The sequence below is a fragment of the Iodobacter arcticus genome (assembly GCF_042664895.1).
Taxonomy (GTDB): domain Bacteria; phylum Pseudomonadota; class Gammaproteobacteria; order Burkholderiales; family Chitinibacteraceae; genus Iodobacter; species Iodobacter arcticus.
In genome coordinates, this window is record NZ_JBHTBQ010000018.1 from 105,957 (window position 1) to 117,598 (window position 11,642).

7 protein-coding genes and 1 tRNA gene are annotated in these 11,642 nt (G+C 46.2%); 2 read left to right on the forward strand and 6 right to left on the reverse strand.

Annotated elements, in window-relative coordinates; all coding sequences use genetic code 11:
- Positions 1 to 22: 22 nt before the first annotated feature.
- Positions 23 to 1,627, reverse strand: a complete 1,605-nt coding sequence (locus ACFQNF_RS11025; protein ID WP_380188025.1) for an ABC-F family ATPase — start codon at positions 1,625 to 1,627, stop codon at positions 23 to 25.
- Between the two features lie 838 nt (positions 1,628 to 2,465).
- On the opposite strand from ACFQNF_RS11025, the gene ACFQNF_RS11030 reads away from it, so the two are divergent.
- Together ACFQNF_RS11030 and ACFQNF_RS11035 are read left to right on the forward strand one after the other, a co-directional pair.
- A complete protein-coding gene (locus tag ACFQNF_RS11030) occupies positions 2,466 to 3,983 on the forward strand; it encodes a hypothetical protein (protein ID WP_380188026.1) in 1,518 nt (505 codons plus the stop codon).
- A gap of 106 nt (positions 3,984 to 4,089) precedes the next feature.
- Positions 4,090 to 4,179 (forward strand) — tRNA-Ser (locus tag ACFQNF_RS11035).
- A 141-nt stretch (positions 4,180 to 4,320) separates the two neighbouring features.
- Here ACFQNF_RS11035 and ACFQNF_RS11040 read toward each other — a convergent pair.
- The 5 genes from ACFQNF_RS11040 to edd all read right to left on the reverse strand — a co-directional run bounded on the left by ACFQNF_RS11040 (position 4,321) and on the right by edd (position 11,533).
- The gene (locus tag ACFQNF_RS11040; RefSeq protein ID WP_380188027.1) at positions 4,321 to 5,415 is read right to left on the reverse strand and encodes a porin; all 1,095 of its coding nucleotides are present in this window, start codon (positions 5,413 to 5,415) and stop codon (positions 4,321 to 4,323) included.
- A 288-nt stretch (positions 5,416 to 5,703) separates the two neighbouring features.
- Entirely contained in the window at positions 5,704 to 6,798 is a 1,095-nt protein-coding gene (locus ACFQNF_RS11045; RefSeq protein WP_380188028.1) for a porin, read from the reverse strand.
- Positions 6,799 to 7,689: 891 nt separating this feature from the next.
- On the reverse strand, positions 7,690 to 8,706 hold the full coding sequence (gene gap / locus ACFQNF_RS11050) for a type I glyceraldehyde-3-phosphate dehydrogenase (protein WP_380188029.1): 1,017 nt from the start codon (positions 8,704 to 8,706) through the stop codon (positions 7,690 to 7,692).
- Positions 8,707 to 8,932: 226 nt separating this feature from the next.
- Positions 8,933 to 9,556, reverse strand: coding sequence for a bifunctional 4-hydroxy-2-oxoglutarate aldolase/2-dehydro-3-deoxy-phosphogluconate aldolase (gene eda / locus ACFQNF_RS11055; RefSeq protein WP_380188030.1), 624 nt, complete (start codon positions 9,554 to 9,556; stop codon positions 8,933 to 8,935).
- A 150-nt stretch (positions 9,557 to 9,706) separates the two neighbouring features.
- Positions 9,707 to 11,533: a phosphogluconate dehydratase gene (edd, locus tag ACFQNF_RS11060; protein WP_380188031.1), complete on the reverse strand. Its 1,827-nt coding sequence runs from the start codon at positions 11,531 to 11,533 to the stop codon at positions 9,707 to 9,709.
- Positions 11,534 to 11,642: the final 109 nt, after the last annotated feature.

The following is an 11,642-nucleotide window of genomic DNA, read 5'->3' on the forward strand; positions in this document are numbered from 1 at the left end:
GACTGAAATAAGCTAAGCTTACTTAATCAAGGCCTCGGCTAGCCAAGTAATCTTCATAGCCACCCACATAGTAGTTGTAAGTACCATCACCGTTCAGCTCTAAAATTTGCGTTGCCAGCGAGCTTACAAAAATCCGGTCATGCGATACAAACAGCAGCGTGCCTTTGAATAAATCCAAAGCCAGATTCAAAGATTCAATCGACTCCATATCCATATGGTTGGTTGGCTCATCCATAATCAGCACATTCGGCGTTTCAAGGATTAACTTGCCATACAGCATGCGGCCTTTTTCACCCCCTGACAGCACGGTAACCATTTTCTTCACATCATCACCGCCAAACAGCAAGCGGCCTAAGATGCTACGAATCACTTGATCATCGGTGCCGGGCTGGCTCCACTGCTTCATCCAATCAAACAGGGTGATTTCTTGTTCAAAATCAGCTTCATGATCCTGAGCAAAATAACCAAGCTGAGCTTTTTCTGCCCATTTAATCTTGCCGCTATCTGGCTTAATCGCATCCATCAGCAGCTTCATCAGCGTGGATTTACCCACACCATTACCACCAATGACGGCAATCTTCTGGCCTGCTTCTAAAATCAGGTCCAGATTCTGGATCAGCGGCTTATCAAAAGACTTAGATACTAAAGACAGCTCAACGGCTTGACGATGCAGTTTGGATTTTTCTTCCACTTCAAAGCGGATATAAGGATTCTGACGGCTAGATGGTTTGACATCGACCATGCCTTCTTTAATCTTATCGGCCAGCTTCAAGCGACTTGTCGCCTGACGTGCCTTCGATTTATTGGCCGAGAAACGCGCAGCAAAGGAATTCAGCTCGGCTACTTTTTCTTTGGCTTTCTGGTTATCTGTCAGTAAACGTTCACGCGCTTGCGTAGAAGCAATCATGTAATCGTCGTAAGTGCCCGGATAGATACGAATTTCACGGAAATCCACATCGGCCACGTGCGTACACACTTGATTCAAGAAGTGGCGATCGTGCGAAATAATAATCATGGTGGAATCGCGCTCATTCAGCGAGTTTTCCAGCCAACGAATTGTGTTGATATCCAAGTTATTGGTCGGCTCATCGAGCAGCAATACTTCTGGATTTGAAAACAGCGCTTGCGCCAGCAATACACGCAGTTTCCAACCTGGAGCAACATCGCTCATCGGGCCAGAATGCTGCTCAATCGGAATGCCTGCACCCAGCAATAAAGCACCCGCGCGCGCTTCCGCGGTGTAGCCATCGTACTCCGCCACTTTGCCTTCCAGCTCTGCCGCACGCATATAATCGTCTTCAGTCGCTTCTAGATTGGCATAAATCGCATCACGCTCAGCCAATACCGCCCACAACTCTGCATGACCTTGCATCACCACATCGATCACGCGCAAGTCTTCAAACGCAAATTGATCCTGTGTTAGCTTACCCAGACGCACGCCGGGCTCTAACATCACATTACCGCCGGTCGGCTCTAAATCACCGCCCAAAATTTTCATAAAGGTTGATTTACCGCAGCCATTTGCGCCAATCAAGCCATAGCGATTACCATCACCAAACTTAACAGAAACCTTTTCAAATAAAGGCTTTGCGCCAAACTGCATCGTAATATTAGCTGTACTAATCATGGTCCGTTTACCCTATTGCTGTACTGATACATCGTTGTATTTTTAAAAAAAGAACACTTGCTCGCTTTCGCACAGATGCATCATCTGCAATATGTATCTCTTGGTCCGCTTATTTATGCCTACAGATACATCTTTGTATTTTATAAGAAAATAATATTTTGTCCGCTTTATTGGGCGGAACATCGCTGTAAACACAACATACATATCTTGTTGCTCTCATTACAGTGCAAATGCATCATAAAGAGCGATATAAGCGAATGCGCCAGCGACAGTGGTGAGCTGCAAACTACGCGGGCACAAAGGCGGGGATTTTATCACAGCACAGCGTCTTGATCCCCATACCTAGCGACCAGAAGGATAAGATCAATACTAAAACCACTTAGCCACCGGCAATAATTGCCTGTAATGCCCTCACCCCATCAAAAGCACTACCGCTATACTAGAGCGACTTTTTCACAGTTTATCTATACTCAAACCAAGCATTCGCACACCCCCCACTTATCAATCGGTAAGCGATGCAAGATATGCCCTTCTTTTCTTGCTAACGCTGTAAAATAGCGGCCATTAACCAATGATCAGGCCGCGTATAAAATATTTCATCCACTATTTAATTGCTCCGGCAAAGCACGCGCAATTAAAGCAACAATCTAATTAGCATATCGACTGACTTGTGTATCGCAGATACAAAAACTCTAAATAAGCAGGACTACATTGGATTAGCACTAGATCGCATGCCACATTTCTGCCAAGCAGGTGATGACTACGCAATGATGTAAATTTAACGCGAAAAACAGACCTAACTCTTTAACCCATACTGTGTGCCGAGGTAGAACAGCAGATGTTTGATATCAAAGGCCTTGTTAACTCTCTCTTTCAGCCAGCTAGCCAAGAGGGTGTTTTTAATCTGAAATCAGCCACAATATTTATGGAAGAGCTACCCGAAAGCGATATTTTGCAAGCACAAATAGAAATTGTAAAAGCGCTGAAACAGCTCAATAGCAATCCCAAAATAAGTGCAACAGAGCGGTTTAAAACAATACCTTACCTTGAAGAAAAAGCGCAGCCATTACAAAGCCATCTGCTGGACATCTATCATGGCCGCCTGATTGAAGAAGGCACCACATCTCATCAAGTGCTGCCCACTATCTTAAGCTTTTGGCATGAAATGGCAGCAGGCTATCTAAGCTGCATTAAACAGGGCAGCCAAAAAAAGTTCGTGCCCACACAAAAAATTGAGCAATTTACATTGAGGGCAATGGAGCTCTACGCGATACAAGCACAATATGCCTATATGCGGCACTTAGAAATTGACCACCATATCTGGCGCAATCTCAACCGTCTTTATCAATTTGCAGAGCAGAGTAATTTTGCTGATAAGCCACAAATAGCGGCAGAAAATATCAGCATCTATCAGATCTACGTGCGAGCACTGATGTTGTCTTTGGCTAGCCCTGAAAAAATCCAATCGGCCCAGATTGAGCTCATCGCCATCTGGCTAAAAAAATGGATCAATGAGATTGTCTTAGAAAAAGAGCTCAAACCACACCAGCATTTATTTGCAATCAATCTCACTGGCACCAGCGCACCTAAGCGTATTCGCCGGGATATGGTTGGAGAAAACTGGCGCTATTGGACTGCTGATCCTGTTACTGCACAAATCCAAAAACTGATCACACAACTTAGCCAAGGTGAAACCACCTCGCTGCTTGGCGTGCCCGCAGAATCATCAACTCCAGCTAATTTAGAGTTACTTCAAACACTGTGTAATTTGTGGTCTAAAGACACCATCACACCCGTGCGCAAACATGAAAGACAAAGTAATAATAAATCCATCAGAGTAATTACTGGCCTCCCCAACATCCTTCCCTTTATGTCACAGCAAGGGAAAACAGCAGCAACAAGCGCAGATCATGTTAGCACTGAGAAATGGGAGCTTGGGGATGAGAGCGCCAGCGGCTTTGGCTTAAATTACCATAGTGATATCCAGCTTGAAACTGGAGAGCTGCTAGGGCTGGCAAACCTTAGCAACCACCCGTTTACGATTGGCATTGTGCGCCGCTTCAATCGAAGCCATAAAGGGTTTGTCAGCGTGGGCGTAGAAACACTGACACAAACCCCTTTAATCGTCGAACTCACCCCCTTACTCGCCGAGCACAGCACCTCATGCATTTATGCGCCTGAAGGCCCAAGCAGCAACCCTGCACGGTTCCTTATTATCCCCAATGATATTTACACTGAAAATAGAGAGTATAAATTTACAGCCCAGAATAAAAGCTATCGCATCCGCCTATCCCCTGCGCTAGAGCACACGCCCACCTTTGTCTTAGCCAAATTTACCGTCTTAGAAAAGCTATAAACGCACAAAATAATACACAGGCAATTATTTTTACAATTTAGTTTACACTTTCTCAAAAGTTCCGCTATAATGCGTTCCTGTCTGTTTTGCAAAGAACAGAACAAAAGGAAGTGTGGCCGAGTGGTTTAAGGCAGCAGTCTTGAAAACTGCCGAGGATGCAAGTCCTCCGTGGGTTCGAATCCGACCGCTTCCGCCAGGATTCAAAATAAAGCCCCTGATGAAAATCAGGGGCTTTATTCGTTTATGCATCCCCAAATTTACCGCACGCAATAATGACAGCCAATAAAAAAACCCTGCCGAAGCAGGGTTTAACGCTAAGCCTGATAAAATCAGATGCTTAGAATGCTGTCCAAGTACCAACCAAGATACGAGTACTGTTGTCAGCATTAACTAGGCCATCAGTATTAACCCAGAATGGACCAGCCACTTGACCTTTCTTTTCCAGCTTGTTGTGACGAATTTGAACAAACGCGTCAGTTTGCTTGCTTAGGCTGTAATCATATTGGAATGAGATATTGTCAATCTTGTTGTCTTGACCTTTGCCGTTAAGCTTAGATTCAAATACACGCTGCAGACCAAGAGACACACCTTGCTTACCGAATACATAACCTACGCGGGCCAATGCGAAATCTTGCTTGTGCTCATCAGCAGATTGACGCTTCCAAGCACCAGACAAATTCAAGCCATTCGCAAAGTTATAGCGTGCGCCAGCAAAGGTAATTTTTTCTGAATAAGCAGAAGCAGCAACAGCGGCAACAGCAGGAGTAGCACCTACAGCAGGTACCGCAGCTTTAGCAGGTGTAGGTGCTTTCAACTGATTGCCATGACCGTTACCATGGCCACCCATAGTTGCATTTTGTGTAGCCGCATAACCTGCATCAGCAGAGAAACCACCGATAGTAAAGTGACCTACGATTTCACCGGCATGGCCATTTTTCTTAGCGCCACCCAGACCTAAATCATAACCAGCGTTAAAGCTGAAGCCACCGAAATTTGGTGAGGCATAAGTAATTGCATTCGCAAAACCTTGGATCGGAGGCTCAGCAAATAAACCACCCAGACCCTTCACGCCATAAGGCCAATCTTGAGTCAAATACAGATTGGTAAACTGATTACCAAAACGTACTTCACCCAATTTAGCATCTGAATAACCAATCCAAGCTTCACGGTTACCAAAGCTATCATAGCGCCAGTCTGTCGCAACTTTTTGCGCAAGGCGCCAGTTCAGTTTTGCGCCGTTATCCAGCTTGTCTGAGCCGTCAACATTTACAACAATAGCGATTTCTTCAAGAAGCTTGCCGCCGCCATCAACAGTGTTGTTTGTACGGTAAAACACGTCCATTTCAGCAGAGCCGTTGATAGACACATCAGCAAAAGCTGGCGCGGAGCATGCTGCTGCAACAGCAGCAACGATCAGAGCACGTTTAAACATTATTCATCTCTCTCTAAAAGGGAATATGGTTTTTTTAACTTCAGTACATCAAGGCGTATTCGCTTGTGTTACGAAACAAGAATACTCAATAGGTACAAACCCATGCAATATTGCGTCGCGTATCTGCAACATTGTGTGGTCCAAATGCAACACAACCCCCGAGAGAATGGCGTAAATGCTAGCGCGCACAAAAAAACGCCACGATTTGCATCGTGGCGTTTTTTTAGCTTTTAAAGTGCTAAGCCAACATAAAATGCCAGCTTTTCACTTTTATGGTCAGGTTCTAAATTAGAACGCTGTCCATGTACCTACCATCAGACGTGTTGCGTTTTTCTTGTCTGAACCGATAGCAAAATCATCCAGCTGTGAACTAGCTGTCATTACACTAGCTTGGCCAGCAGTATCTAACATGTGATGACGAACTTGTGCAAAAGCAACTGTATTCTTAGACAGTGTGTAGTTGTACTGAGCGTTGATCACGTTCATGCCGTTATCAACTTTTGTGCCATTCACTTTGGCATCTTGCACACGTTGGTAACCAAGGTTGAAATTGTTTTTACCCATGGTGTAACCACCACGCAGCAAGAACTGATCAACAGTAACCTTATCTGCAGCTAGGTTAACTTGGTTTTCTTTCCATTCATTGCGCTTATAACCAGCAGCTAAATCAAATGCACCAACTTTATAGGCTGCATCAAGATTGTAAGTGCGAGCTTTGTTTGAATCCGAACCGGAAACAAAATTACCCGACGAACCCCATGTACCCTTACCAGCAAAAGTACCTGCTTCTGAAGACATGCTGCCTGAATTTTTAGCTTCAGACACACCAGCAGCAACATTGAAACCGTAGCCAGTGTAGTTAGCTGTCAATTCCATAGCGCGAGCTGAGTTACGACCATTACCTAAATCGTATTGACCAGCAAAGCTAAAGCCGCTGAATTTAGGTGAGAAGTAGCTTACGCCGTTAGCGTATTGAATTTGTTGCGAACCAAAGTCAGCCCACAAGTTGCTTTGACCTGAAGATGCAAAACCATCTAATTCTAGGTATTGGTTAGAGAACTGGTTACCGAAGCGAACTTCACCGAACTTAGTTTCGTAACCGATCCAAGCTTCACGTTGACCAAAGCTGTCGTAACGATCTGGAGTCGCTACTTTTTGAGCCAGACGCCATTTAAGTGTATCGCCGGAATCCAGCTTGTCAGTACCATCAACGTTTACGATGACTGCAATTTCTTCAGCAACTTTACCCTTACTATCTGTACCAACTTGGTTGGTCTGGTACATCAAGTTCATTTCAGCAGAACCGCTGATTGTTACATCGGCGAATGCAGGAGCTGCAAACATTGCGGATACGGCAGTAGCGATAAGAACGCGCTTAAACATACTGAGATTCCTTTATCAATTTTAGAGCCACGAATTCAATAATTGAATTCGGATCCATAGGATTTGAAAGACCACTCAACCACTTATTTTTTAAAAGCCAACTCAGTAAAAAACTGAATCTACTTAATCAAAAATTGAGCGTGTTAAGTGCTCCGAAGTCCGTATATAACCACAGTGATAAATTTTGTTCTGCTGTAAAAATACCAAACCCGCATAAGTAAAAATACCAATCAAATATCAAAGCAACGTACACTAAGTAATTCGACTTATATGTAAATAATCGAGCGCGAAAATACATAAATAAAAAACAAAAAAGTGGTAAATATTTACCTAAATTTACACAATAATTTAACATACCAGAACAAAGAAAAAGAATATGTAATTCAACAAAACCACGCAATAAGTTAAGACAATACTTTTTATAAATATTCAAATTGCATTTTTTATACGTATAAGTAAACCAAGATTGGACCTTTATAGCGCTACTTTTGCCATAGAAAATCACGACATAAAGCCATGCTTGTTGCACACCTGCAACATCATTTTCGGCAAAAAACGAGTAAATAAAATTGCACTTCCCTGTTTTTAGCGTGATCAAGGGCAGTCGCAAACAGGCGAAAATATTTTTAAAACATGATCCGCATAAAATCAGCTAAAAAGTGATTTACCAACAGCAAGTGCCATTAAAAGCCACTACACACCCTGCTTTCCCATAATTATTTATATGAACCAAACCCAGATCATCTTTGTAAATACATAAATAGGGAAGCAAGCGCCAGAAAATGAAACCCCTCACTCGCAAAACACCACTACCGCGCTGCTAGCTAGCCGCTGCACCAGGCAAAAAAAATACCCACATCGCTGCGGGTATTTTTCTGAGGCTGCAAACGCTTATTTAGCGTTCCACAATGCCTTAGTGGTATCGAGCATACGATTGGAGAAACCCCACTCGTTATCGTACCAAGACAGTACTTTCACCAAAGTACCACCGGAAACCTTAGTTTGCGATGCTTCATAGGTAGAAGACGCTGGATCATGATTAAAGTCAATTGATACCAAAGGCAGGTCGTTGTAATTCAACACGCCTTTCATTGGGCCTTCGGACGCTTCTTTCATGATCTGATTGATTTCTTCAACCGTTGTCTCACGAGCCGCAGTGAAAGTCAGGTCAACCAAGGACACATTGATCGTTGGTACGCGAACAGCGAAACCATCCAGCTTGCCTTTCAGTTCTGGCAATACCAATGCAACCGCAGCCGCAGCGCCAGTTTTAGTTGGGATCATCGAATGCGTTGCTGAACGGGCCCGGCGTAGGTCTTCGTGATAAACGTCTGTCAGCACTTGATCATTGGTGTAGCTGTGGATCGTGGTCATCAAACCTGAAACAAGGCCAATTTTATCGTTCAAAGGCTTAACCAGCGGCGCAAGGCAGTTGGTTGTGCAAGATGCATTAGAAATAACGGTATCTGTTGATTTCAGTGTGTCGTGGTTTACGCCGAACACGATGGTTGCATCGACATCATTACCACCCGGAGCGGAGATAATGACTTTTTTCGCGCCCGCAGTAATGTGGGCCGAAGCTTTAGCCTTGCTTGCAAAGAAGCCAGTACATTCCATCACGACATCAACGCCGATTTCTGCCCATGGCAGATCAGCCGGATTACGCTGAGCGCAAACGCGAATTTTGTCGCCGTTTACAATCATGAAATCGCCATCAACCGATACTTTGCCAGCAAATTTGCCGTGCACGGTATCGTATTGAGTCAGGTGAGCATTGGTCTTAGCGTCGCCCAGATCGTTAATTGCCACGATTTGGAATTCATCAGTACGGCCAGACTCATACAAAGCGCGCAGTACATTGCGACCGATACGGCCATAGCCGTTAATTGCGATACGAATTGCTGCCATTGCCTGGTGCTCCTCAGAGAGATCAGAAAAACGCGCCCACAGAAGGCCGCGTATAAGAAAATAGAGTACAGAGAATAACCAACTGTCGCCTTGCTGACGATATGGCTATTCCCTATAAATGCTGAAATATTGATGTAAATCTTAGGGTGGGCTTATTTTTGTGCCCACGCGAGTTGGGCTATGCCATGACGCGTGGGCACACAAAAACGTGCCCACCCTACATTTCTTACTTTCTAAATGCTGCAGCAGCACGAGCCAGAGCAGTAATCCCTGCCCAATCGCCCGCCGCAACCATTTCTTTTGGTGCAAGCCATGATCCGCCCACACACCCCACATTCGGCATAGCCAAGAGTTTAGGTGCAGATTCCGGGCTTACACCGCCCGTTGGGCAGAATAAGATTTGTGGCAATGGGCCGCCCATTGCTTTAAGCATGCCGATGCTACCGGCTTGCTCCGCTGGGAATAATTTCAAGGCATCAAAACCTTCTTCCAGAGCCGCAATGGCTTCAGACGGCGTCATTACACCGGGTAGTAATTGGATATCGGCAGCGCGTGCCGCAGCAGCCAGCTTAGGCGTTAGGCCCGGCGTTACCGCAAATACCGCGCCTGCGGCTTTTGCCTCGGCAAATTGTTCTGGGCGAACTACAGTGCCTACGCCAACAATGGCACCAGGTACATTATCAACAATAGCGCGTACTGCGGCCAAAGCGGCCTCGGTGCGTAAAGTCACTTCAAGCACGCAAATACCGCCCTCAACCAAGGCTTTTGCCAATGGTACAGCGTGCTCTACTTTCTCGATTACCAAAACCGGCATCACCGGACAAGAGCGCATGATTTCGCGAATTTGCATGGGGTTGTTCTTCCTGTTCTGTAGATATTGGATATGTAGGATGGGTGGAGCAGAGTGATACCCATCGTTAATGGACATTCGATGAGTATCTCGCTGAGTGCGAATGCTTTTGCCCACTCAGCGGTGCTCCCCCATCAAAAAAACAAATAATTAATGAGCGAGGCCCATACTGATCGCGCCTTCTTCAGCGCCAGTAGCAGCCGCACGGAATGTGGCAAATAGCTCGCGCCCCATACCATGCTCATTCGCGGATAGATCTGCCGTGTCCACGGTGCGAGCCGCCCATTCCGCTGCATCGACCTTAGCTTCAACCACACCTGCATCGGCATCAAGGCGAATAATATCGCCGGTTCTAACCTTACCCAGCGGGCCGCCTTTTAAGACTTCTGGCGTCATATGAATGGCTGAAGGCACTTTGCCGGACGCGCCCGACATACGGCCATCGGTGACCAAGGCGACTTTAAAACCGCGATCTTGCAAGAGTCCTAGCACAGGCGTGAGCTTATGCAGCTCTGGCATACCATTGGCACACGGGCCTTGGAAGCGCAGCACCACTACGAAGTCTTTTTCCAGCTCGCCGCGTTTAAATGCAGCCAACACATCGTCTTGATCATCAAACACAATGGCAGGCGCTTCTACGCAGCGATTTTCTGGCTTAACCGCAGAAATTTTAATCACTGAGCGGCCCAGATTACCGGCCAGCAAACGCAAACCGCCGTCAGCACTAAATGGATTGCTCGCATGGCGAACGACATTATCGTCAACAGGCTCAAGTGGAGCCGGACGCCATACCGCCTTACCATCCTCACCCAAGAAAGGCTCATTCGCATAAGGGCGCAAGCTTTTACCGGCTACGGTCAGCACGTCTTCGTGCAGCAAGCCCGCATCGAGTAATTCACGAATCAAGAAACCCATACCGCCAGCAGCATGGAAATGATTTACATCAGCCGAGCCATTGGGGTAAATCTTGGCCAGCAGGGGAATAATGGCGGATAAATCGTCGAAATCAGTCCAATCAATAATAATGCCCGCTGCACGAGCGATCGCAATCATATGAATGGTGTGATTAGTCGATCCACCCGTTGCCATCAGGCCAACAATGCCGTTCACAATACATTTTTCATCGACCACCTTGCCTACCGGCGTAAACTCATCGCTCTTATAAGTAATAGCAATCGCACGTTGTGCTGCTGCAACAGTCAGCGCATCACGCAGTGGAGTATTCGGATTAACGAAAGCGGCGCCTGGCAAATGCAAGCCCATCACTTCCATCAACATTTGATTAGAGTTGGCAGTACCAAAGAAGGTGCATGTACCTGCGCCGTGGTAAGAGCCTTCTTCTGAGGCCAATAATTCTTCACGGCCACATTTACCTTCAGCAAATAACTGGCGCGCCTTGGCTTTTTCGCTATTAGCAATGCCCGAGGTCATCGGGCCAGCCGGAACAAAAACCGTTGGCAAGTGGCCAAACTGCAAAGCACCGATCAACAAACCGGGCACAATTTTGTCACAAACGCCTAAGCAAACCACGCTATCAAACACATTGTGCGATAGGCCAACTGCGGTCGACATGGCAATCACATCACGGCTAAACAGGCTGAGCTCCATACCCGGCTGGCCTTGCGTCACGCCATCACACATTGCGGGCACACCGCCCGCAAATTGTGCTGTTGCACCCGCCTGACGAACCGCCTCTTTGATGATGGCGGGGAACATTTCAAACGGCTGATGTGCTGATAGCATGTCATTGTAAGCAGAGACAATACCCAGATTGGGTTGACGCATTTCGCGCATCATTATTTTGTCGTTTTCTGGTGCAGCGGCCCAGGCGTGAGCCTGATTGGTACAGGCTAAACCTTTACGCGATGGCTCCTTGCTAGCGGCCTTTTCTAGGCGGGCTAAATAACGAGAGCGGGGGCCTTGGCTTCTTGCGATAATACGCGCAGTGACTTCGGCAAGCTTGGGATGAACGGACATAGACAAAGGCTCCGAGTTACGGCGCGATCACGGCACGCCACGTACATTTCTGTAAAATTGATCGTAGTTTTACTACAAAGCACCTATAACTTCAACCGCATCAGCTTGG

Coding starts and splice junctions, on each gene's coding strand:
- ACFQNF_RS11025 (WP_380188025.1), bottom strand. CDS start 1,627: ATGATTAGTACAGCTAATATTACGATGCAGTTTGGCGCAAAGCCTTTA.
- ACFQNF_RS11030 (WP_380188026.1), top strand. CDS start 2,466: ATGTTTGATATCAAAGGCCTTGTTAACTCTCTCTTTCAGCCAGCTAGC.
- ACFQNF_RS11040 (WP_380188027.1), bottom strand. CDS start 5,415: ATGTTTAAACGTGCTCTGATCGTTGCTGCTGTTGCAGCAGCATGCTCC.
- ACFQNF_RS11045 (WP_380188028.1), bottom strand. CDS start 6,798: ATGTTTAAGCGCGTTCTTATCGCTACTGCCGTATCCGCAATGTTTGCA.
- gap (WP_380188029.1), bottom strand. CDS start 8,706: ATGGCAGCAATTCGTATCGCAATTAACGGCTATGGCCGTATCGGTCGC.
- eda (WP_380188030.1), bottom strand. CDS start 9,556: ATGCAAATTCGCGAAATCATGCGCTCTTGTCCGGTGATGCCGGTTTTG.
- edd (WP_380188031.1), bottom strand. CDS start 11,533: ATGTCCGTTCATCCCAAGCTTGCCGAAGTCACTGCGCGTATTATCGCA.